16 protein-coding genes and 1 pseudogene are annotated in these 25,427 nt (G+C 31.9%); 8 read left to right on the forward strand and 9 right to left on the reverse strand.

Annotated elements, in window-relative coordinates; translation table 11 throughout:
- Positions 1-20: 20 nt before the first annotated feature.
- From EAG11_RS00515 to EAG11_RS00550, 8 genes are all read right to left on the reverse strand, one after another.
- Positions 21-758 carry a DUF2490 domain-containing protein gene (locus EAG11_RS00515; protein ID WP_129537398.1) on the reverse strand — a complete coding sequence of 246 codons (738 nt, stop codon included), beginning with the start codon at positions 756-758 and terminating at the stop codon, positions 21-23.
- Positions 759-980: 222 nt separating this feature from the next.
- Positions 981-3,530, reverse strand: a complete 2,550-nt coding sequence (locus EAG11_RS00520) for a TonB-dependent receptor (protein WP_129537399.1) — start codon at positions 3,528-3,530, stop codon at positions 981-983.
- 237 nt (positions 3,531-3,767) lie between these two features.
- Complete coding sequence (locus tag EAG11_RS00525; protein WP_035619335.1) at positions 3,768-4,181, reverse strand: Rrf2 family transcriptional regulator; 414 nt, start codon at positions 4,179-4,181, stop codon at positions 3,768-3,770.
- A 75-nt stretch (positions 4,182-4,256) separates the two neighbouring features.
- Complete coding sequence (locus EAG11_RS00530; protein WP_129537400.1) at positions 4,257-5,063, reverse strand: YgcG family protein; 807 nt, start codon at positions 5,061-5,063, stop codon at positions 4,257-4,259.
- On the reverse strand, positions 5,063-5,500 hold the full coding sequence (locus EAG11_RS00535) for a TPM domain-containing protein (protein ID WP_129537401.1): 438 nt from the start codon (positions 5,498-5,500) through the stop codon (positions 5,063-5,065). Before EAG11_RS00535 ends, EAG11_RS00530 begins: the two co-directional genes overlap by 1 nt.
- Positions 5,501-5,591: 91 nt before the next feature.
- Positions 5,592-6,173 carry a LemA family protein gene (locus EAG11_RS00540; RefSeq protein ID WP_129537402.1) on the reverse strand — a complete coding sequence of 194 codons (582 nt, stop codon included), beginning with the start codon at positions 6,171-6,173 and terminating at the stop codon, positions 5,592-5,594.
- A gap of 32 nt (positions 6,174-6,205) precedes the next feature.
- The gene (locus tag EAG11_RS00545) at positions 6,206-6,538 is read right to left on the reverse strand and encodes a MerR family transcriptional regulator (protein ID WP_129537403.1); all 333 of its coding nucleotides are present in this window, start codon (positions 6,536-6,538) and stop codon (positions 6,206-6,208) included.
- Between the two features lies 1 nt (position 6,539).
- Entirely contained in the window at positions 6,540-7,517 is a 978-nt protein-coding gene (locus tag EAG11_RS00550; protein ID WP_129537404.1) for a M23 family metallopeptidase, read from the reverse strand.
- A 196-nt stretch (positions 7,518-7,713) separates the two neighbouring features.
- Here EAG11_RS00550 and alaS point away from each other — a divergent pair.
- Positions 7,714-10,352, forward strand: a pseudogene (alaS, locus tag EAG11_RS00555) (alanine--tRNA ligase).
- Between the two features lie 201 nt (positions 10,353-10,553).
- Complete coding sequence (locus EAG11_RS00560) at positions 10,554-11,309, forward strand: hypothetical protein (RefSeq protein WP_129537405.1); 756 nt, start codon at positions 10,554-10,556, stop codon at positions 11,307-11,309.
- A gap of 167 nt (positions 11,310-11,476) precedes the next feature.
- Here the strand turns inward: EAG11_RS00560 and EAG11_RS00565 are convergent, their stop codons facing one another.
- Positions 11,477-13,222: an ABC transporter ATP-binding protein gene (locus EAG11_RS00565; RefSeq protein ID WP_129537406.1), complete on the reverse strand. Its 1,746-nt coding sequence runs from the start codon at positions 13,220-13,222 to the stop codon at positions 11,477-11,479.
- A gap of 216 nt (positions 13,223-13,438) precedes the next feature.
- On the opposite strand from EAG11_RS00565, the gene EAG11_RS00570 reads away from it, so the two are divergent.
- From EAG11_RS00570 to EAG11_RS00595, 6 genes are all read left to right on the forward strand, one after another.
- The gene (locus EAG11_RS00570) at positions 13,439-14,272 is read left to right on the forward strand and encodes a hypothetical protein (protein WP_129537407.1); all 834 of its coding nucleotides are present in this window, start codon (positions 13,439-13,441) and stop codon (positions 14,270-14,272) included.
- Positions 14,273-14,480: 208 nt separating this feature from the next.
- The gene (locus EAG11_RS00575; protein ID WP_129537408.1) at positions 14,481-15,293 is read left to right on the forward strand and encodes a hypothetical protein; all 813 of its coding nucleotides are present in this window, start codon (positions 14,481-14,483) and stop codon (positions 15,291-15,293) included.
- Between the two features lie 99 nt (positions 15,294-15,392).
- Positions 15,393-16,349, forward strand: a complete 957-nt coding sequence (locus EAG11_RS00580; protein ID WP_129537409.1) for a GSCFA domain-containing protein — start codon at positions 15,393-15,395, stop codon at positions 16,347-16,349.
- 188 nt (positions 16,350-16,537) lie between these two features.
- Positions 16,538-21,625, forward strand: a complete 5,088-nt coding sequence (locus EAG11_RS00585; protein WP_129537410.1) for a translocation/assembly module TamB — start codon at positions 16,538-16,540, stop codon at positions 21,623-21,625.
- A 4-nt stretch (positions 21,626-21,629) separates the two neighbouring features.
- Positions 21,630-23,930, forward strand: coding sequence for a BamA/TamA family outer membrane protein (locus EAG11_RS00590; protein ID WP_129537411.1), 2,301 nt, complete (start codon positions 21,630-21,632; stop codon positions 23,928-23,930).
- 448 nt (positions 23,931-24,378) lie between these two features.
- Positions 24,379-25,386, forward strand: coding sequence for an LLM class flavin-dependent oxidoreductase (locus EAG11_RS00595; protein ID WP_129537412.1), 1,008 nt, complete (start codon positions 24,379-24,381; stop codon positions 25,384-25,386).
- The last annotated feature ends 41 nt before the right edge of the window (positions 25,387-25,427 follow it).

Genomic DNA, 25,427 nt, shown 5'->3' on the forward strand with positions numbered 1-25,427 from the left:
CATCTAACATTTTTCACAATTTACATTTTGCGATTAATTTTGTGATAAATAGTAAAACGCATGATGTCTCGGTCATAAAAATCGATTCCGCTAGCTCTTCTTTGAAAGCTATTTAAATAGCCTAATTCTAAGCCAATATTTGGGGTGGGATGATAGCGTAACGCGAGGTAAATTCGATTTTGATCAAAGGTGTTTTTCTTGTTGTCTTTTCCAAAATTAAACAGTATTTCATCAGAAATAGTTCCTTTAAGGCTTTGTTTGTCTTTTTCCCAAATCGTAAAAGTAGATTGCAAGCGGTATCTAATACGGAAAGAAAAAGAGAAATTATCCAGTAATTCTGTTTTGCTTGCTTTTTGAATAAAGCGTTCTTCTAACTGCAAACGATTGTGGAGAGTAATTTTGGCAATGTCATTTATAATCGTAATGTCTTGTTGTCCTCTGTATTCTGGGACAGAAAAATCAGGATTCCTATTAGGATCTTGGGTATTAACATGAAAATAAGTAAATCCTCCGCCTAAATCAATAAGTTTAGTTGCTCTATGTCTTCCCTGTATTCTTAAAACCCATAGATTCTCATGAATGGGATTAATGAAGCTTCGGTTATCGAATTCGGAATGAAGTGACCATTTTTCTGTCAGTGGTGCTATATTGTAATATCTAATCCAGGTAAGAGTTTGTTGGTCGATATTTTTTTTGGTTTGCCCTGCCAGTATTTGACTTGTAAGTACTAGTAAAAAAAGTAATCTGCAGGATTTCATTCAGTTGTTATAAATTCAGGTTGCGAATATATACAAATGATGCCGATTATAAATGGGCTTTTGGTGTGATTTTGTGATTTGTCGGCTTGATTAAAAATAGAACGCGAATCCGTTTCATTAGCATTCCTTTCTAGACAATCTATGCAATTTTAATAAAAAAACTGGAGCAAGTTATTTTGAAACTTACCCCAGTTAATAGATATTTAATTTTTATGTTTGGTTCTACAAAGAATATTTTAAAGTAACTCCATAGGTTCTTTGATCACCTAATACACCAGCATATTGCCCAGTATTTCCTCCTGCAGGTAATAATTGCTCGTAGTAATCTTTGTTTAAAATGTTACGTCCCCAGAACTGAACAGATAGCCCTTCGGATGCACGGAAACCTAAACGAGCATTAAAAATTGCATAACCCGGAACAACTAAATATTTAGATGCAGATGGACTTGATGAGAACTCAGAACGGGCGTAAGAATCAATTGCTACGAAAACTTTACCAACATTTCCGAAGAACTTTGCTTTATCAGAAAGTTCTCCTCCTAATGATCCTGCCCATTTTGAAGCACCAGGTAAAGCCGTTCCTGAAACATCTTTGAATGCTACTGGGGCTCCAGTTTCTTCTAACGGAAGTGGCGCATTGGTAAATTTAACATATTTACCATCAGTATAAGTAGCAGCACCATTTATGGTTAGATGGCTGTTTATTATAAAACTAGCATCTAGTTCAGCACCTCTTACACGTACTTTATCTGCGTTAGCAAGATAGCCACGATTTACACCTAATTCGGCAGCTTGAACATTGGTTTGGAAGTCTTTAATATCAGTATTAAAGAATGCTAAGTTGAATATTGAATTCTTGAAAGGAGATGTTTTAATTCCTATTTCATAATGATTTACCTTCTCAGGTTTAATTACAGCAAGATCAAGTAATGGCAGTCCTTTTGAGTCAGTTGGAAGTCCCGCTACATTTACACCTACTGGTTTATAGCTTTTTGCATAAGTAGCATATCCATTGATTTTATCTGAAGCTTTATAAGTTACCGTTAAGTTTCCTGAAAAGTCAGTATTGTCTGTGTCAGAAGTAAAAGCTTGGTCGTTATAAACAGATTTTTTCAATGCTAGTAATGCTGGATCAGTAGTTTGAAGTCCTCCGTAAGTTGTACGAGAATAATCGGCTTCTTTTTTGTCAAAATTATAGCGTACACCAGGAAGTACATGCAAACGATCTGTAATTGCCCAATCTAACTGTCCGAATACGGCAGCACTGGATGATCTAATTTTTGCATCAGTTTTTATCCCATATCCTTCAAAAAGGCCTTGAGTTTTCCATAATGGGCTAGTTGAACTTTGAGAAAATCGCCATTGTGCATTTCCAGATTCTTCAGTACCATTTGTATGTGATGTTTGATCAATAAAAAAGACTCCTACAACACCACTTATTTTTGATGAAAGCTGTCCTGCATAACGAATTTCTTGTGTTATTTGCGTTTGTCTAGTAGGATTTTGAGATTTTGCAAGTACTTGTAGTCCTGTAAAATCTCTATCATTTGAAGGATCCCAGTTCCAAAAACGCCATGCTGTAGTAGAGGTAAGGGTACCATTTCCAATTTTCGTATCAACATTAAGTGAGATACCTCCTAAATCTTGTCCAGAACGCCATGGTGTATCTTGATCAATTTTACGGTCAAATGCATTTAGAGTTGGAAGTTTGTAGTTTAAATCGGCAGTAATTGCATTAAATTGGCGATAAGGAGCTCTTTGTGTTGGAGCAACACCTGCAACTACCTGCGCATATCCATCTGGACGTTGCGTTGTAATATCTGCAGCAAGAATGATATTTGTATTTTCTGATGGAGTATAAAGTAATTGCCCTCTAATTCCTTGATTGTTTAATGTGTTTGTAGCTCTGCCAGTTACAATGTTGTCGATTAAACCATCGCGTTGCGTACCTGAGAATGATAATCGGCCCGCTATTTTACTGCTTAATGCTCCTGTAACCGAAGCTTTGGCTTGCAGAAAGGCATAATTTCCGTAACTAACTTCAAAATCGGCACCAGATGTAAAACTTGGCTTACGAGTAGTAATGTTAAAAGCTCCAGAAGTAGTGTTTTTACCAAACAAAGATCCTTGTGGTCCTCGTAATACTTCGATTTGCTCTACATCAATAAAATCTAGTGTTGTTGCAGCTGGACGTGCATAATACACACCATCTACATAAAAACCTACTCCAGGATCGATCCCATCGTTAGTAAGCCCAAAAGGTGAGCCTAGGCTTCGGATATTAATACCTGTATTTCTGGGATTCGATGAATATAGTTGTACCGATGGAACCAGTTCTTTAATACGATTCACATTAAATGCACCAGTTTGCTCTGCTTGCTTGCCTGTTATTACAGATATTGCAATAGGAACATCTTGTGCTTTTTCTATTCGGCGTCTTGAGGAAACTACTACTTCTATAAGAGCATTTTCTTCGTTTAGTGTTATTAGTAATGGAGTAGATATTGGTAATTGTGTAATTTCTATTTCTGTAGTTTTATATCCTACATACTGAACTAAAAGTGTTAGTGGAAGTTTTCCTTTAGATTCAATGGTGAATTTTCCATTTTGATCTGTAATTGTGTTAGAAGTTGTTCCTTTTATGACAATGTTAGCGGCTTCTAATGGAATGTTTTCGCTGTTTGTAACAACGCCTTCGATATTTTGTGCAAATGAGACTGAGAAGGTTAAAACTAATAGTACTGTAAATGTATTTTTTATAGAATTTTTCATTTTATATTAAGTATATGTAATTAGTAGAATTTAAATTAAATTTTTTTACTAACACATACACATAATAAGGCTATTATTGTTTTTTACAATAGGTTTTGGGATGCCGCTCTGCATCCAGCTTGTTTTTGCAACAAGGTTTTTACGTGATTTCATAAGGTTGGTTTTAATTAGTGTGTGTTTATTTTTGTCAAATATATATAAATTCTACATAATTACTAGAATTTAAAATATATTTTTTTATTTTTCTACTAATGAGGCTATTGTAATCCCCTGCATTGCTTGTAAAGTTTTATCTCGAATAAGCATTAAGCCATGTCTTAAGTGGCATTCTGATTCGGTTTTACAATCAGAGCAAGGCTCGTAAAAGTTTAAAGATGCGCAAGGTAAAAGTGCAATTGCACCATCAAATAGACGATGAATTTCGGCTAGGGTAATGTCGTTTTTAGATTTTATAAGATAATAACCACCGTATTTTCCTTGCTTACTGCTCACAAAATGACCTCGTTTTAGATCAAGTAAAATTTGCTCTAAAAACTTTTTAGGAATATTGGCTCCCTCAGCGATTTCTATAGTTTTAGAAATGTGATTTTCGTCTTGCTCCGCTAAATAAAGTAATGCTTTAAGAGCATATTTGGCTTTATGTGATAACATTATTATAAATTATGAATTGCAAATATATTATAAGTTTTTAAACTGTGACTCGTTACTGTCACTGAAAAGTAAAAATTACCAGCTTCCGCCAGAACCTCCACCAGAGAATCCGCCTCCGCCAAAGCCGCCACCAAAACCGCCACCGCCGCCAGATGATCCGCCGCCAAAGCCTCCAAAACCACCTCCGCCGCTTCGACCAAGATTACTTAAGATGATTACATCAAGTAGGCTAGGGCCTCCACCGCCGTTGTTTCCTGAGTTTCCGCCTCCACCTTTATTTCTTGATATAAGAAATATGATGATAGCTATAATAATGATGAAAATGAAAAAAGGAAAATCTTGTCTTTCAGCTGCCTGTTTTCGGGTTCCTTTGTATTTTCCTTTAAAGACATCAAAAAGAGCATCAGTACCTTTATCTAGTCCCTTGTAATAACTTCCCGCTTTGAATTCTGGGATAATAATGTTTCGGATAATTTCTCCACCAATACCAGCAGTTAATTTGTCTTCTAGTCCATAACCAGGTGATATCCATATTTTTCTTTCGGCTTTAGCCAATAAAATAAGAACCCCATTATCATCTTTTGCAGTTCCACCAATTCCCCATTCCTGTCCCCATTTTGGAGTTAATATCCCTATATCTTCGCCTTTAAGACTTTCTATGGTAATTACAACAATTTGGGTAGTGGTAGAGTCAGAGTAGCGAATAAGCTTTTCTTCTAACTGTGTTTTTTCTGTAGGGCTTAAAACATTTGCATAATCGTAAACAGAAGTCTGAAATTTTGGTTTTTCAGGAATTGTAAATTGAGCAAAACCTATTTGGGTAAAGAATAGACAAACAATTAATTTTAGGAAAATCGAGGTATTTAGTTTGGGTGTAATCATTATCCTTTTGAGATTTCGTTTGATAATTCGTTAGTATCGTCAGCAGATCCAGGGAAGTATTTTTTTAATTGCTCGCCTGCTACCAAGATACCATCAATAAGTCCTTGTTTGAAATTTTGTTGTTTGAATTGTGATAACATCGCTTCTTTGGTAGAATCCCAAAAATTAGGATGTACAACATCATTTATTCCTTTGTCTCCACAAATGACAAACTGTTTGTCATCTACGGCAACATAAATTAAAACACCGTTTTGTAATTGTGTTTCATCCATTTTTAGTTCATGAAAAACTTCCAAAGCTCTATCATAATGTGCTTTAGTAGTCGATTTTTCTATATGAACTCTAATTTCGCCAGAAGTGTTTTTTTCGGCCACGCGAATAGCTTCAACAATTGCTTCTTCCTCTTCTTTGGTTAAAAAATCTTCTACTTTTGACATTGAAATTATTTTTTGAATGGATAGTAATGATTTTCAATTGTAGCAATTGGTTCTACAATTGAAAATCATTTATTAAAGGTATAAACTTCTTTTAGAATTTTACTTCTACAGGTTTATCAGCTCCTGTAACAGCTTCAAAATATGGTTTTTCTTTGTAATCTAAGAACCATTTGTTAGGAATAGAAAGGATGTATCCGTTATATTCTTGTACAGATTCATTGAAACGAGTTCTTGCAGTAAGAATTTGATTTTCTGTACTAGCCAATTCGTCTTGTAATTTTAAGAAATTTTGGTTTGCTTTTAAATCAGGATATCTTTCTACAGATACTAATAATTTTGATAAAGAAGATGAAACTCCGCTTTGAGCCTGATTAAATTGTGCTAATTGTTCTGGAGTAACATTGCTTGGATCAATTGTAACAGAAGTAGCTTTTGCACGTGCTTCGATAACAGCAGTTAATGTTGATTTTTCAAAATCAGCAGCTCCTTTTACTGTGTTTACTAAATTTCCGATAAGGTCATTACGTCTTTGGTAAGCAGTTTGTACATTACCCCATTCTTTATTAACGGCTTGGTTGTATTTTAAACCAGTATTTTTAATTCCGATAGACCAAAAAGCTATAATAGCGATTAATGCAATAATAATTCCGACAGGTATTAACCATTTTTTCATATTTTTCTAATTTTAAGTTTATTAATTTATTGTTACAATTCGTTTTTAATTTCTATCAATTCTTTTTTTATCGACTCTAATTTACGTATTATTTCGAATTTATCTAATGTTTTCTTTTGTCCTTCTTTTAAGTGGATTTTGGCTCCTTCGAGTGTAAAGCCACGTTCTTTTACCAAATGAAAGATTAACTGCAGGTTTTTTACATCCTCAGGCGTAAACATTCTGTTGCCTTTAGCGTTTTTTTTAGGTTTAAGAATATCAAATTCTCCATCCCAAAACCGTATCAAAGAAGCATTCACATTAAATGCTTTGGCGATTTCGCCAATACTATAATATCGTTTGTCAGGTTGTAATTCTATGTGCATTTTAATCTAATGATTGATTTTCTTGGTTTGCTAATTGCGAAATGGCGACGTATTCTACTGCTGAAATATTTCCGTAATAAAAATTAAGCGGGTTTACTACTTTACCATCTTTATGAACTTCGTAATGACAATGTGGTCCTTCTGATCTTCCTGTGCTTCCTACATATCCAATTACATCACCACGTTTTACTCTTTGTCCAGGTCGGCAGTTGTATTTGCTTAAATGGGCATACAGAGTCTCGTAGCCAAAACCGTGCCTAATTACGACATGATTACCAAAACCAGAAGCATTATTGTCAGCTCTATCTATGACACCATCTCCAGTGGCATAAACGGGAGTTCCTACTTTGGCTGTAAAATCCATACCCTCATGCATTTTACGTACTTTGGTAAAAGGATCTGTTCTGTAACCAAAACCAGAAACCATGCGTTTTAAATTTTCATTCTGTACTGGCTGAATGGCAGGGATTGCAGATAATAAATCTTCTTTGGCACTCGCTAGTTTTAAAATTTCATCTAATGATCTCGATTGTATTGCTAATTGTTTAGATAGAACATCAATTCTTTTAGTTGTTTTGATTACTAATTGTGAATTGTTATACCCTTCTAACGCTTTATATCTTTCAATTCTGGAAAATCCTGCTTTTCGTATCGAATCTGGAATCTCTTTTTTATTAAAATAAACTCTGTATAAATTATTGTCACGTTCTTCAAGACTCTCAACTACAGCATCAATCTGATCCATTTTTTTATTTAAAATCGAATAATTCAATTTTAAATTTTCAATTTCACGAGCTTGTAAGCGGTCTTTTGGAGTTTCAAAGTAAGGAGTGTTCAACAATATTACAAAAGCCAAAAAGCCAAATAATGTAGAAGCCACTAAAAACAAGACAACAAAGCCAAATTTAGTCCTTTTTTTAGTTTTTATTTTTCGGTAGGCCAAATTTTCCGAATCGTAATAATATTTTACTTTCGCCATATTTTAAAATACCCTATTTTTGCACATTGTAAAAATGTTAGTCGAACAAATTTAATAAATTGTTTCAGTTGTTCTGCCCTTTTTTCAATAATAAAATAATTAGTCAGTTAGATAATTTATAATTTAGATAATTAAAAATAGAGTTATCTATACATAATTGACACATTTTCAAATTGGCACATTTTCAAATTTAAATATGAAATCACAAGACGTACGCAAGCAATTTTTAGACTTTTTTCAGAGTAAAGGGCATTTAATTGTCCCATCTGCTCCAATTGTTCTTAAAGACGACCCAACCCTAATGTTCAATAATTCGGGAATGGCCCAGTTTAAAGAATATTTTTTAGGAAATGGAACGCCAAAAAGTCCTAGAATAGCCGACACGCAAAAATGTCTTCGTGTTTCAGGAAAACATAATGATCTTGAAGATGTAGGTTTTGACACGTATCACCATACAATGTTTGAAATGCTTGGAAATTGGTCTTTTGGAGATTATTTCAAAAAGAAGCAATTAATTGGGCATGGGAACTATTGACTGAAGTTTATAAAATTCCAAAGGAAAATCTTTATGTTTCTGTTTTTGAAGGAAGCAAAGAAGATAATGTTCCGTTTGATCAGGAAGCTTGGGATATTTGGAAGACTCTAATCGATGAAGATCGAATTATTCTTGGAAACAAAAAGGATAATTTTTGGGAAATGGGTGATCAGGGACCATGCGGACCATGTTCAGAAATTCATGTTGATTTACGTACAGAGGAAGAAAAAGCAGAAGTTTCAGGAAAGAGTTTAGTTAATAACGACCACCCGCAAGTGGTAGAAATCTGGAATAATGTATTCATGGAATTCAACCGTAAAGCTGATGGATCTCTTGAAAAACTTCCGGCACAACACGTTGATACTGGAATGGGATTTGAGCGTTTGTGTATGGCATTACAAGGAAAAACGTCTAATTATGATACAGATGTTTTTACACCACTTATTGAAAAAGTAGAACAAATTACAGGTTTTAAATACACTTCTGACGAAGTTAAAAATATAAGTGAAGAGCAAAATAAAACTAATATTGCGATTCGTGTAGTAGTAGATCACGTTCGTGCTGTTGCATTTGCAATTGCCGATGGACAATTACCATCAAATACAGGAGCAGGATATGTAATACGTAGAATATTGCGTCGTGCTATTCGTTATGGATTTACTTTTTTAGATACCAAAGAGCCTTTTATTTATAAGTTGGTAGAGACACTAAGCACACAAATGGGTGTTTCGTTTCCAGAAATTAAATTGCAAAAAGAACTTTGTGCAAATGTAATTCGTGAAGAAGAAAATTCTTTTTTACGTACACTGGACCAAGGATTGGTATTACTAGATAATATTATTGCAAATAATAGCGATAAAGTTATTTCGGGGAAAAAAGCATTCGAATTATATGATACTTATGGTTTTCCAATTGATTTAACAGCTTTGATTCTTTCTGAAAAAGGATTTAAATTAGACGAAGCAGGTTTTGAATCAGAATTGCAAAAACAAAAAGAGCGTTCTCGTGCAGCTTCAAAAGTAAAAGCAGGAGATTGGCAAATTTTGATTGATGATGAAGATGAAGAATTCATAGGGTATGACCGTACTGAAGCGATGGTTAAAATTACTCGTTACCGTAAAGTGGAGAGCGCTAAGGATGGAGAAATTTATCAAATCGTATTTAATATGACGCCTTTTTATCCAGAAGGTGGAGGACAAGTAGGTGATAAAGGATATTTTGAGGCTAGTAATGGAGATGTGATTTATATTATTGATACTAAGAAAGAAAATAATGTAATTATACATTTCGCTAAAGAAATTCCAAATAATTTATCAGAGACTTTTAAAGCTTATGTAGACGTAAGTACAAGAAAAAGCTCTGCTTCAAATCACTCAGCAACACACTTAATGCATCAGGCATTGCGTACTATTTTAGGAACGCATGTAGAGCAAAAAGGATCATTGGTAAGTCCGAAATATTTAAGATTTGACTTTTCTCATTTCTCAAAAGTAACTGACGAAGAATTACAGCAAGTTGAAGACTTTGTAAACGCAAGAATTCAAGAGCAATTGCCATTAATAGAGAGAAGAAATGTACCATTTGAACAAGCTGTTCAAGAAGGTGCAATGGCTTTGTTTGGTGAAAAATATGGAGATCACGTACGTGCAATCAAATTTGGTGATAGTATGGAATTATGTGGTGGTATTCACGTAAATAATACTGCTGATATTTGGTATTTCAAGATTGTGAGTGAAGGAGCAGTTGCATCTGGAGTTCGTCGTATCGAAGCAATAACTTCAGAGGCTGTAAAAGAATATTTTGCAAATCAAGCTGAGAAATTAAAAGAAATAAATGCAGTTTTAAAAAATGCACAAGATCCTATAAAGGCAGTTATTTCGTTGCAAGATGAAAATGCTAAATTGAAAAAACAGTTGGAATCTTTATTGAAAGATAAAGCTAAAAACATGAAAGGGGATCTGGCTAAGGAATTACAGGAAATAAATGGAGTACAGTTCTTGGCAAAACAAGTTGATTTATCTCCAGAAGGGGCTAAAGATTTAGTTTATGAACTTGGAAATTTAGGAACTAATTTATTTTTACTTTTGGCTACAGCCGAAGAAGGAAAGCCGATGTTAACATGTTATATCTCTAAAGAATTAGTTGCAGACAAAAAACTAAACGCAGGACAAGTAGTTCGTGAATTAGGGAAATATATCCAAGGTGGAGGAGGAGGACAACCCTTCTTTGCAACTGCTGGAGGTAAAAATGCAGATGGAATTCCAGAAGCTTTAGCAAAAGCTATTGAGTACGTAAAGTAAGGATTTAAGGGACTGGGTTTCTAGGAAGTTAAGTCTCTAAGATTTAAATATTCTTAAAATATAATGTAAGCTCAAACAAAATAATAGTTTTATTGTTTTGTTTGAGCTTTTTTGTTGTGTTTAAGTATGTTTTTGTTAGGTTATTTGTTAATTTTTGGTTTACATTTGTTGCTTATTGTTAATACATAACCTATTAAAAAAATGAAAAAAAACCTACTTTGCCTTTTTAGTGCTTTATTAGTGCTGGCTTCTTGTTCAAGTGATGTGACCAGAGAAGATGATGATACAACTATAACTAATCCAACTGAGGGTCAGACATTCTTAAAAAAGACAATTGAAAAAGAGGATGGCTTAACATTAACTACCAATTATAAATATAATGGTAATAAATTGGTAAGCGTAATCGATAGTAATGGTGGATCTATGATTTATACTTATACAGGAGATTTAATTACCAAATTGGAATTTAAACTAGCAGATGGTACCTTAGAACAAGTAAATTCGTATATGTACAGTACAGATGGTAAGTTGACAACTTTTACACGAGTTGAGCCTCTTGAAGATTATGGATATAAAGAGTCATATACATATAATGCAAATGGTACAATTACAGTAAATTCATATGGAGGAAATGTAGGGGCACAAAATGATGTTGCGGGAAAAAGTACCATTACATTTCTTAATGGAGTAGTGATTGAAATTACTAGTACAAATTCACCAAATCACAAATACACCTATGATACTAAAAATAATCCTTTAAAGAATGTTTTAGGTATGGATAAAATTGCTTTTGTTGATGGTGAAGCTGATGGGAACTTGCATAATATTCTTACTGATCATACTGGTGATGCGGTTTGGGCTAGTTCTGTTTATACTTATAACACAAGTAATTACCCTGCAACAAGTATTGAAACTACTCAAGTAGGAAAAGTATCTACGGAATATTTCTACCAGTAGTTATTTAAAAAAAAATATAATTTAAGACTTGTTCTTAGGATTATATAATAACAAAAGGCACATACAATTTTTAGAAACCCCTTTCATTTTAGTGAAAGGGGTTTCTGTTTTTAGAATAGAAAACTTAGCTACTTAGAACCTTAAGATCTTAGCAACTCATAGAAAAACTATTTTCGTTCACCAATTTGTTGACGCCACATGGCATAATACAATCCTTTTTCGAGTACTAAATCATCGTGTTTACCTTGTTCGATAATTTTACCTTGTTCTAATACAAATATTTTGTCAGCATGCATTACAGTTGATAATCGATGTGCAATTAAAACTGTAATTCTGTTTTTGTCTGATATATTTCGGATTGTAGTATTAATTTCTTCTTCGGTAATAGAGTCTAATGCTGAAGTTGCTTCGTCAAAAATCAACAAATTAGGATTTCTTAAAATGGCGCGTGCAATAGATAAACGCTGTTTCTCTCCACCTGACACTTTAATTCCTCCTTCGCCAATTGTTGTGTTTAAACCATCTTCGGCACGCTGTAAGAGCTTTTCACAACTGGCTCTTTTCAGAGCATCATGTAAATCTTCATCTGTAGCGGATGGTTTAACAAACAATAAATTTTCCCGAATTGTTCCTGAAAATAATTGTGCATCTTGGGTTACAAATCCCAGTTGTTTTCTTAAATCTAATAAATCAATTTCGGTTGAATCGATATCATTATAAAGAACTTTACCTTGAGCAGGTGTATATAATCCAACCAATAGTTTTACTAAAGTGGTTTTTCCAGAGCCAGATGGACCTACAAAAGCTACTGTCTCTCCTTGTTTAATATCAAAATTAATATTCTCTACGGCTTTGAATTTAGCGGTTTTATGTTGAAAGCTTACATTCGAAAAAAGCAACGAGCGAATGGCTCCAACGTGTTTTGGGTTTTTTGGACGAAATTCTTTTGGAGCGCTTAACAAGGTTTTAAAATTTTCCATAGAAACTTTGGTTTCATTAAGAGCAATTATAAAGTTTCCTAATTCTTGTAAAGGTCCAAAAATGAAAAAAGTAAAGAATACCATAGTTAGTAAATCACCCACAATTATTTTTTGCCCAAACAAGAAATAATACAGTGTAAAAACCACACAAGTTCTTAAAAAGTGAACAGTTGTACCTTGAATAAAACTTAAACTTCTGATGAAACGGATTTTTTGCAATTCCAATTGCAGAATTTTGAAGGTGTTTAAATTCAAACGTTTTTCTTCCTGATACGTTAATCCAAGACTTTTTACAAGTTCGATATTTCTAAGACTTTCGGTAGTAGAACCAGCCAAAGCATTGGTTTGATTTACAATTTTTCGAGAAACAATTTTTATCTTTTTACCTAAATAAGAACTTACTAAGGCGATAATTGGAGCTGTAATTAAGAATATTATAGAAATGCGATAATCAATTCGGGCAACATAAATGATTACAAATATGAATCCGATAACAGTTTGAAAAATTAGAGAAATAGAAAGTGTAATTAATTTTTCAGAATCTGAGCGTACTTTGGTCAGTTTACTTAAAGTTTCGCCACTACGCTGGTCTTCGAATTCAGCAAAAGGTAAATCGAGTGATTTTTTAATACCATCAGTATACATTTGAGCACCAGTTCGCTGAATAACAACATTGGTGAAATAATCCTGAAAGTTTTTGGTAATTCTTGAAATCATTGCTGCGCCAAGTGAAAGACCAAGCCAAAATGCTACAGATTTAATAAAACCAATCTCATTTCCCTTGTATTTAGCTAATCCAACACCGCAATCTTGCATCAATTTCCCCGTAATTACAGAATCGGATAAGCTGAAGCAGATGTTTATAGTTGCCATAACCAAGGCTAGAAACAACAGCATTTTATGTTTGATTATATAGGAATATAGTAATTTCATATATGAATATTAATTTAAAAGAGATGCAAAAGTAATGAATTGATTGGCTTTGTACTGTTGGTTTAAGGTATTAAAATTGTGATTTTTAGTTTAATTGCTGATTTGGCATATGTTAAAACATCTCTTAATTCATGATAGAAAAAAGACCTTTAATAGTTTGTGTTAGGTTTTTTAAAAAGATACTTTTGAGCAAATTATAAACCTACAAATTTATTTATGAAAAATTTTTTATGCCTATTTAGTGCTTTGACTTTAGTTTTAGCGTCTTGTTCAAATGATAAAGATGATAATTCTGTTAATGATTCTGTTGGAGATGTTAGTGTAATTCTTCCTAAAATATTGAAATATAAGGATATGGAAGATTCATCTGAAAATGCTACATATATATCTACATATAATGGGAATAAAATTTTGAGTGTCAAAGATGAGGCAGGAAGAACAGATTATACGTATGATGGTAATTTTATTGTAAAAGAAATTAATTATGATACTGAGAGCATACCTGGTAAAGATGTAATAAGCGATGTAACAGTTTATTCTTATGTAAATGGTAAACTAGTAGAATCATCATATACGGAGGCTTACTCGACAGATTTCCCTAATGGACAATACAAAAGGAGAACAGTACTTAGTCACAATATTGATGGTACAGTAAAAAGAGAGGTTTATAAGACAGATTATGCTACTGGAATAGAAGAAAAAAGTAATTATGTTGAAGTCCTTACTTATACAAATGGAAATTTAGTTAAAAGCGTAGAAACAAATAGTGAAACAAACAGTGTTTTTACAGCTACATATGAATACGATAATAAAAATAATCCTTTAAAAAACATTTTAGGATTTAGTTTATTAATAGATCATAGTGAAGGAGAAGGATCTATGAGTTCTGTTAATAATACTGTAAAATATACGGCTTCGTATAGTACTGATGTTGAGGCTAGGGTTTATAAAAGAGAGTTGGTTTATGATGAGAAGGGATACCCAACAAAAATTACATCTTATAAAAAAGATGGTACAACTGAGAATAGAATAGATGAATACACATATTAATTATATTTTTTTAAATTATTTAAAAAGCCAAATACTTCTGTGTTTGGCTTTTTTGTTTGTATAAAATGGTTGAAAACTTCAAATTATATAATTCAGTACTCCTATGCTAATTAAATAAAACTCAAGGTTTTTATTGTTAAAAATGAGTCTGTATTACTAGGTAATTAGCTTTGGTTTCGTTTAATTTGCCGAAAAAAGAAATTTATACATGAAAAAAATACTCTATTTATTCACTGCTTCATTATTTGCTTTAAGTTCGTGTTCATCAGATAATGATGATTTGTCACCTATACTTCCTATAGAAGAAATCTTAATTCTACCTAAAACAATTTCGTATATCTATCCATCTGATTTTTTCGGTACTAATAGTAAAAGCACTATTACTTATAGTGGAAACAAAATTCTGAGCATTGTTGATGAGAATTCAAAAACAACCTATACTTATGATGGTGATCTTATCACAAAACAAGAACAATTTAGTATAAATACACAAGGAAAAGAAGTTAAAGCTAAAGAGGTTGTGTATTTATATGAAAATGGAAAGTTAAAAATCAGAATTTATAAAACTAGGATTTCTGAGGATCGACCTAATGGATATATTACTAAAACTATTTATACGCACAATCAAGACGGAACTATTTCTTATATAGTGTATGATGTTGACTCGATTACACAAGTAGAAAAAAAACAAGGTACAGGAAAATTAATTTACAAAGATGGAAACCTTATTAAGAGTGAGACGAACAATATTAGTATTAGTTTTGGTAATGGAATAAGAGTTTATGAGTATGATACTAAAAAAAATCCTTTAAAAAATATTTTAGGATTTAGTTTATTGCTTGATGAAGTTGATGATTGTGGAAAGAATAATGTTATCAAAATAACAAGAACAAGTGATGAGTTTTCAAGTCCTTCAGTTTATATAACTACTTATATTTATGATGATAATGGATATCCGAAGAGACATACATCATTTACGGGTGGAGGTGTAATCGAATATGAGATTGAATACACATATTAATTAAGCCATTTTTTTTAAATTATTTAAAAAGCCAAATACTTCTGTGTTTGGCTTTTTTGTTTGTATAAAATGGTTGAAATTTGTTTAAAACTTCAAAATATGCAATTCAGAACTCAGATACCTATTTCACAAAGTAATAATCCGATTGATTATAATTCTAAAGTATTGTCATTAGGTTCTTGTTTTGCTGTAAATATGGCAGAGAAACTAGATTATTTTAAGTTCAATAATAGTTGCAATCCATTAGGAATTTTATTTCATCCTTTGGCAATTGAAAAATTAATAAATTTTGCGGTTTTGCAGAAGACATTTACAGAAAAGGATGTATTCTTTCATAATGAACGTTGGCACTCGTTTGATGTACATTCCGATTTAAGTAATGTGAATAAAGAAGATTTGATTTATCATCTCAATCAGATTACTAAAAAGACACATCAAGAATTAACTGAAGCGACTCATGTTATTATAACTTATGGAACTTCGTGGGTGTATCGTGCAAAAGAGAGTAACGCAGTAGTTGCTAATTGTCATAAAGTACCACAAAAACAATTTACTAAAGAACTGTTACCGGTTGAGATAATCAAAGAAAGCATTAAGAATACAATTGACTTAATCGCTTCGATAAATCCAGAAGTGAAAATCATTTTTACTGTATCTCCAGTTCGTCATATAAAAGATGGTTTTGTTGAAAATCAATGGAGTAAATCAAATTTAATTTCTTCACTGTATCCTACTTTAAATAGGGAAGAATATAAGATGCAAACAGAATACTTTGCTTCTTATGAAATCATGATGGACGAACTTCGTGATTATCGGTTTTATGCCGAAGATATGTTGCATCCTAATCAGATTGCTATCGATTATATTTGGGAAAGATTTAGTGAGAACTACATTTCTAAAGAAGGAATTACTGTAATGAGAGAGATCTACGAAATACAAAAGGGACTTTCCCATCGAAGTTTTAATCCAGACTCAGAACAGCATCGTATTTTTTTATCAAAATTGCATAAGAGAATAAAAAGTATAGAAGAAAATTGGTCATATATAAAATTTTAAACGCGTTCTTTGTTTAAATATTAAGCAAGAATATACTTATAATGGTGTTTAATTCTAGAATAAGTTTAAATAATTGTGTAAAGTATTGAAGTATATTTTTTACAATTTTGTAAATTGTATATAGTTAGCTAAATTAGTGACTACGTATCTATAATATAAACCAGTTTTATTAGCCCTATTTTCTTTATATGAACAAGAAACGAATTTCTTTTCTAAAAAAAATACTTCGTGTGCTGCTTTGGTGTGTCATAACATTAGTGACATTATTGTTATTGATTATAATTTTAATTCAAGTTCCAGCAGTACAAAATTTTGCCAAAGATAAAGCAATCACCTTTTTGCAAAAAAAGATAAAAACTAAGGTTTCTCTAGATAGAATTTCTATTGATTTCCCTAAAGATATTGTATTAGAAGGGTTTTATTTTGAAGATCAAAAGAAAGATACGCTACTTAGTGGGAAACGTTTAGAAGTTGATATTGATTTGTTTAAACTAATAGACAGTGAGGTAGAGATCAACTCTATTTCTCTTGAAAATACTACTGCTAATATTTCGAGAAACAAAGAAGGAGTTTTTAATTTTGATTATATAATTGCTGCATTTGCTTCCAAAGAGCCAGAGCCAGTAGATCCTAATAGTAAGCCATTTAAAATATCGGTTGTAAAAATTAATTTGAATAAAATCAATCTGAATTTTAAAGATGATTTCTCTAAAAATGATATTCGTGTTAAGCTGACTGATTTTCAAACAGAATTTAAGAAATTCGATTTGGATAAAATGGATTTCGATATTCCGAATATTGATTTAAACGGATTGAAATTAGTCTTAAATCAGGATTTGGTTGAAAAAATAGCTGAAGTTTCGGTAAATACAGTAGATACAATTTCTAAAAGATCAGATTTTAATTTGAAATTAAATAAAATCAAACTGTCTAAAATTGATATTTCTTATGATAATAAAGATTCTAAACTTGCTTCAGGAGTAACACTAGATAAATTGCAATTGTTGGTCAATACATTAGATTTAAATAATCAAATGCTAGATTTTGATGCTTTTGAGTTAAAAAACCTAAAGGGGAATTTACAATTAGGAGTAAAAGAAAAACAGATTAAAACTCCAGATTTAGATTCTACCGCAATTCCTCAAGCAGGATGGAAGTTAAAATTGAAATCTGCTGATATACAAGATGTTGCTTTTAAATATGATGATATGCAATCGAAACCTAATAAAAAAGGAATTGATTATGGACATATTGATTTGGATAATTTTAATTTAAAAGCCGAAAAACTATATTATGCAAATGATACGATTTCGGGAAGTATAAAATCATTTGCAGTAAACGAAAAAAGCGGACTTAAAATTCAGGAATTTAAAACTGATTTTTTCTACGGGCCTAAAAATGCATATTTAAATAATCTATATTTAAAAACGCCACAGACTTTATTACAAAAAGAGATGAAAGTAGGCTATCCATCAATTGCATCGATTACTAAGAATATTGATAATCTTACATTGGATGCTAATTTAAATCAGGCGAAAATAGGATTTAAAGACATATTACTTTTTGTTCCAGATTTACAAAATACCAATCCGTTTAAGAGTAATCCTAATGCGATTTTATCTGTAAACGCACGAGTGAATGGGAAAGTAAAAGATTTAGTAATTCCGCAGTTTGAAATGGCTGGAATTGGATCTACAAAAGTTTCTATTTCGGGAAAAATTACTGGAATGCCAGATGCACAGAAAGCCTATTATGATTTAGATATTAAAAATTTTGTGAGTTCATCAAAAGATGTGATTTCGTTTGTGCCAGCAGGAACAATTCCTAAAAATATTCAGTTGCCGTCACAATTTAATTTAAAAGGAAAATTTAAAGGATCAGTTAATAATTTCAAAACCAATTTGGCATTAAATAGCAGTTTCGGAAATGCCAAAGTGGATGCTTTATTTGATCAGCGAATTAAGAAGTCAGAGAGATATGACGCAACAATTTCATTTACAGAATTTGATTTAGGTAAATTAATAAAAAATGATTCATTAGGAAAGATTACGCTTAAAGCAAAAGTAAAAGGGAAGGGACTGGATCCCCAAACGGCGCAGGCTCATTTAGATGGGATTGTACAAAAAGCAGTATTTAATAAATATACATACAAAGATTTAACTTTAAACGGAGAGATTGCTAAAGGAGCATTTGCAGTTAAGTCAGGAATAAAAGATCCGAATTTGAATTTTGGTTTAGTTGCCAATGGGAGATTTGATGATAAATATCCAGCAGTAAAATTAAAATTAAACTTAGATATTGCAGATCTTGAAAAGCTAAATCTTCATGCAGGCCCGATGAAACTTCGAGGAAACATTGATGCAGATATAATCAATAGTAATCCTGATTTTTTAAACGGAAAGGTTTTCTTATCAAATATTCAGGTTTTAAAAGGGGCACAACCAATCGTATTGGATTCTATTAAAATTTTGGCTTATGCCGATAAAGAAAGAAACAATATTAAGATACAGTCGCAATTTCTTAAAGCCGAAGTTGATGGAAAGTATAAGTTAACGACATTATCGGTAGCATTAAAAAAATCACTGTCAAAATATATGGATCTCCAGGTTCCTAAAACAAAAGGGGATTCAGATGAACAACAAGTAGCGTTTAGTTTATCGGTAGATAGTGATCCATTGTTATTTCAGCTTATTCCAAAACTTAAAGGTTTAGAGCCTATCAAAATTACTGGAAAGTATAATAACGTGGTAGATTCTTTGGAAGTAAAAGGAACTATTCCGAAAATTATTTATGATACAAATACAATTTCTGATGGTAAAATAAATATAGAAGCAAAGGACAGAGCATTAGAATATCAGGTTTCTGTAGCTCCTGTAGAGAGTGGAGATTTTAAAATACCATTTGTTGGCTTGTCAGGTAAAATTGAAAACAATATTTTAGAGTATGCATTGCAAATAAAAGATAAAGAAGACAAGGAACAATATTTTATTAAAGGAGAATTACTTCACGAAAATGCAAAAAGTACTATAAAATTTGATTCAGATAATTTTGTTTTGAATTATGATAAATGGAATTTGAATTCAGAAAACTGTATTGAATTTGGAGATAAAAGACTTTATATAGATAAGTTCTTTTTAGATAATTCAGGAAATGAACTAAAAATTCAATCTCAAAATGAAGGGAAGAATGCGCCATTACAAATAGATTTTGTCAATTTTAAAATTGAGACCATTTTAAATATGGTTACCAAAGACAAATTGTTAGCTCAAGGATTGATAAATGGATCGGCTTTGGTTGAAAATGTTATGACAAAACCAACTTTTACATCTGATTTAAAAATAGACGATTTTAGTTTTAAAGGAGAGCCAGTTGGGGATATAGGTATAAAAGTAGATTACAAAACCAATAATTTATTAACAGCTAATATTACATTAAGTGAGCAAGGAAATGATGTAAATCTTACAGGAAATTATAAAATTGATGATAGTACTTTTGATTTTGATGTAGCTATAAATCATTTAAATATTAAGAGTATTCAGGGCTTTAGTATGGGTAATCTTAAAGATGGTTCAGGCTACTTATCAGGTAATTTTAAAATTACAGGTAATGCTGATGCTCCAAAAGTCAATGGGGAACTAGATTTTAATGATACAGCTTTTAAAGTGACAAAATTTGATTCTAATTTTAAAATAACTAATGAAAAAATAAAATTAGAGGATGGTGCAATAATTTTCGATAACTTCTCTGTTTATGATGAAAATAAGAATGAGTTATTTGTTAATGGAAAAATCAATTCTAATGATTTTAAAAATTATGATTTTGGATTAACAATAAAAGCAGACAATTTTAGAGCTATTAATTCTACCGAAGCAGATAACGATTTGTTTTATGGAGATTTATTTCTAGATGCTAATTTGAATATAAAAGGAACGCTTGATAATCCAGTTGTAGGTGGAAACATAAAAATTAATGAGGATACAAAATTTACAATTGTTATGCCTCAATCAGATCCATCTATTGCCGATAGAGAAGGAATAGTAGAGTTTGTGAACGAAGATAATTTACTGTTGAAACAAACTGTTGCAATGGAAAATAAACTTAATCAATCTCAATTAATTGGTATGGATGTGAGTGTTGCTATTTCTATAGACAAAAAGGCAGAGCTTACTTTGGTTATAGATAAAGGAAATGGAGATTATCTGAGATTATTGGGTGAAGCAGATCTTATTGGAGGAATTGATCCTTCGGGAAAAACTACCCTTACGGGAAAATATGAGTTTAGTGAAGGGGCATATGAGATGAGTTTTAATATGATAAAACGAAAATTTGATATTCAAAAAGGAAGTTATATTATATGGAATGGAGAGCCTACAATGGCAAATCTAAATTTAACTGCAATATATAAAGTAAATACTGCTCCGATAGATTTATTAGGCAATCAGTTAGGAAGTAAGTCGCAAGCAGTTAAAAATACATACAAACAAAAAATTCCGTTTCAAGCTTTATTAAAGATGAATGGGGAGCTTATGAAGCCTGAGATTTCTTTTGATATTGTTCTTCCTGATGGTAACTATGATGTTTCATCAGATATTATAACTACTTCTCAAGCAAAATTACAGCAATTACGACAGGATCCAGCTGAATTAAATAAGCAGGTTTTTGCACTTTTACTTTTAAACCGATTTGTTGGTGAAAATCCTTTTGCAAGCGAAAGTGGTGGTACAAGTGCTGAATCTATGGCGAGACAAAGTGTGAGTAAAATACTTTCGGATCAATTAAATAATCTTGCAGGCGAATTGATAAGTGGAGTCGAATTGGAATTTGATTTAGAATCTACAGATGATTATACTTCGGGATCTAAACAAAACAGAACAGATTTAAATGTTGGAGTTTCTAAAAAGCTATTAGACGATAGATTAAAAGTAACCATTGGAAGTAGTTTTGCATTAGAAGGACAGGAAAGAGAGAATGAGCAGGATGCAAATATAGCAGGAGATGTTTCTATAGATTACCAACTTACAAAAGACGGACGATATATGCTTAGAGCATATAGAAAAAATCAATATCAAGTAGCAGTAGAAGGTCAGGTTATTGAAACTGGAGTTGCATTTATTATTACGATGAATTACAATAAGTTTAGAGAATTGTTTCATCGTAGCAAAGAAGAAAAAGAACTAATTAGAAAAGAAAAATTACGCAAAGAGAAAGAAAGTCAAAAAGAGAAGGAAGAGAAAAAGAAAGAAGAATTAGATAATGAACAAGAGCAAAAAACGTAGCAATATGGGAACTAAATATTTAAAATATTTTATAATACTCTCTTTGTTTTTTGCATTTGGATGTAGTAATACCAAGTATTTGCCCAAAGGAGATTTATTGTACACAGGCGCTTCGGTAAAAGTAGAAGACTCTATTCTTAAAAAGAAAGAAAAAACAGCACTTCAAAATGAACTGCAAAGTTTGTTGCGCCCTTTGCCTAATAAACAATTTTTAGGATTGCGTATTAAATTATGGATATACAATATAGCTGGCGAACCAAAGAAAAAGAAAGGAACAAGGTATTGGTTAAGGAATAAAGTTGGAGAAGCTCCAGTACTTTACAGTAAAGTCGATTTAGATTATAATTCGGCAGTGCTAAGAAATTATGCTGAAAACAAAGGTTTTTTTAAAGTAAGCGTCAGTGCAGATTCTACTGCAAAAAATAAAAGAGCAACGGCAGAATATACTGTTATACCTAGAAAGCAATATAAAATAAAGAGTGTTAGCTTTCCGGATGATTCTTCGGCTGTAGCCAAAACAATAGCTAAAACAACTCGTAGATCATTGCTAAAAGTAGGTAAGCCTTATGACTTGGACGTTATAAAATCAGAGAGAGAGCGTATCGATTCGCGATTGAAAGAAAAGGGATTTTATTATTTCAATTCAGATTATATCTTGGCGCAAGTTGATAGTACAAAAGGAGATCACGAGGTAAGTATAAAATTAAAAATAAAAGACGAAACGCCAGCCAAAGCCAAAGTGCCTTACACAATAAATGATATAGTTGTATATCCTAATTTTTCTATTTTAAAGGATAGTACAGCTGTAGCATATAAAAAAGAGGATATCGTAAAGTATAAAGATTTCACGATTATAGATTCCACAAATACATTTAGACCCAGAGTATTTGATAGAGCTTTGTATTTTAAGAAAGGAGATTTTTATAATCGATCCGATCACAATCTTTCTCTGAATCGTTTTGTGAATTTAGGAACGTTTAATTTTGTAAAAAATGAGTTTAAAGAATCTGATAGTATAAAAAATGCTTTAGATGCCTATTACTACCTAACCTTATTGCCAAAGAAATTTATTAGAGTTGAGGTATTAGGAAAAACCAATTCGGCTAGTTATTCAGGTACAGAGATTAATGCAAACTGGAACAACAGAAACTTACTTAGAGGGGCTGAATTATTTACATTATCAGTATTTGGAGGAGCAGATTTTCAGATTTCGGGACAAAATAAAGGGAATAATATATATAAAATAGGAGGGGAAGCAAGTTTAACCTGGCCAAGATTAATTACGCCGTTTAATTTTCAAGGTTCTAGTGAGTTTGTTCCAAGAACAAAAGCGAGTTTAAGTTATGAATATCAAAACCGAATTAATCTATATGCTTTAAATTCTTTTAGAGGATCCTTTGGTTATTCATGGAAAGAAAATGTTCGAAAAGAACATCAATTGGATATCATAGAGGTTAATTATGTAAGTCCAAACCATGTAACACCTTATTATTTAGAACAGGTAGAGAAAGATCAATCATTATCTAAAGTACTGGAAAAACAATTGATTTTTGGGCCTACGTATTCGTATACTTACACCAATACGATGCAAAAGAGAAAAAAGAATACGTTCTATTTTAATGGCGAGCTTGATTTAGCTGGTAATATAACAGGTTTGGCAACAAAAGCGAATATCAAGAAGGATAATACCATAAAAATATTTGATGTTCCTTTTAGTCAATATGTAAAACTAAAAACTGATTTTAGACATTATTTTAAGCTAGGAAAAGAAAGCCAATTAGCAAGCCGACTTATTCTTGGAGTAGGCTTGCCGTATGGTAATTCTTCTTCTTTGCCTTCGATAAAGCAATTTGTTGTAGGAGGAACTAATAGTATTCGTGCTTTTAGAGCTCGATCAATTGGTCCGGGTAGTTTTAAGAGTCAAGATACAACAAGCAACTTTTTGCCAGATCAGTCAGGAGACTTAAAACTAGAATTTAATACAGAGTACAGAGCTAAACTATTTAGTATAGTACGAGGAGCAATATTTCTAGATGCTGGAAATGTTTGGCTACTCAATAATGACATAAATAAAGCTGGAGCAAAAATCAGTAAAAACTTCATGAAAGAAATTGCTGTTGGTGCTGGAGCAGGATTACGTTTCGACTTATCATTTTTAATATTAAGAACCGATATTGCATTTCCGTTAAGAATACCATATTTACCTGAAGGACAACGATGGGTAATAGATGATATTAATTTTGGAAGCGGTTCTTGGAGAAAAGATAATCTGATACTTAATATCGCAATTGGATATCCTTTTTAGGAGAAGCCAATACAAAACTTGTGTATGTAGAGATGTGCTTTTGCTGTACTAAGGCTAAAATAGCATCGTACTATTAACATCTATACCTTTAAGTAATTGGACGTTTGTTTTTAATAAATTAGATAAAAGCAACTTTTTAGACTTATCCTTATTGCCGCTTATATCTCTGAGGATTCTGTAAATATATCGCTTAGTGATATATTTAATTTTTCTACGAGTTTTCATAAACAAGGGATTTATAATTTGTTATTTAAAGTTACAAAAAATAACTTATGGATTCATTAAGTTGGCCTAATAAATTTAGTATCATCAAACTATTATGTAATCATTCAAAATAAAAATTCACATATTTATCGATGTTAGATTTATTTAACGCTGTTAAAAATTTATAATTCAATTAACAATTGAGAATTTATTAATGGTTAATTTTGTAAAAAGATTAATCCAGATGAACAATAATATACCAATTTCTTTATTAGAATTAGCATTAATTACAGAGGGTAGTGATGCAAAAGAAACATTTCAGAAAACAAAAGAGCTTGCTCAACTAGCTGATACTTTAGGATACAACCGATTTTGGTTGGCCGAACATCACAATATGGAGCATGTGGCTAGTACAGCAACAGTAGTTTTAATAGGTTACATAGCAAGTCAAACGCAAAATATTCGCGTTGGTTCAGGAGGAATAATGCTTCCCAATCATTCACCGCTTGTTATTGCAGAACAATTCGGAACATTAGAAACACTATATCCTAACCGAATAGATTTAGGTTTAGGTAGAGCGCCAGGAACTGATTCTTTAACTGCTCAGGCTATTCGTGAAGATTTTTACGCACAGTCGCAACAATTCCCGAAAAACGTTCAGGCTATTCATAATTACTTTTCACCTGATAATGCTTCCGCAAAAGTACGTGCTTTTCCTGCCGAAGGAACTAATGTGCCAGTTTGGATATTAGGCTCTAGTATGGATAGTGCTTCGTTAGCTGCAGCAAAAGGATTGCCATATGCATTTGCAGGGCATTTTGCACCAAGAATGATGTTGCAAGCATTTGAGTTTTATCGCGAAAACTTTATTCCTTCAAAATATTTAAGTAGCCCTAAAACAATGGCGTGTGTAAATGCTATTGGAGCAGATACAAATGAAGAAGCGGAAGTTTTATCAACTACTTTATATCAAATGTTTTTAGGGTTAATACGTAATAACAGGAAGCCAGTTCAACCACCACTTGCATCATTAGATGGATTAATGAGTGAGGAAGAAAAATTCCATGTAGATCAAATGGTCGCTTGTACTTTTGCAGGGAATAAAGAAAAGTTAGAAAAAGACTTAAAACAATTTATAGCGCGTTCAGGTATAGATGAATTGATGATTACCAGTCCAATTTTTGATCATAAGGATAAACTAAAAAGTTTGAAAATTCTAAAAGAAGTTATCGACAACATAAATAAAGCGTAGTGGTGTTTTCTAAAAAAATCACTAAATTGGCTATATAATAG

The sequence above is a fragment of the Flavobacterium sp. 140616W15 genome, assembly GCF_003668995.1.
Lineage (GTDB): Bacteria > Bacteroidota > Bacteroidia > Flavobacteriales > Flavobacteriaceae > Flavobacterium.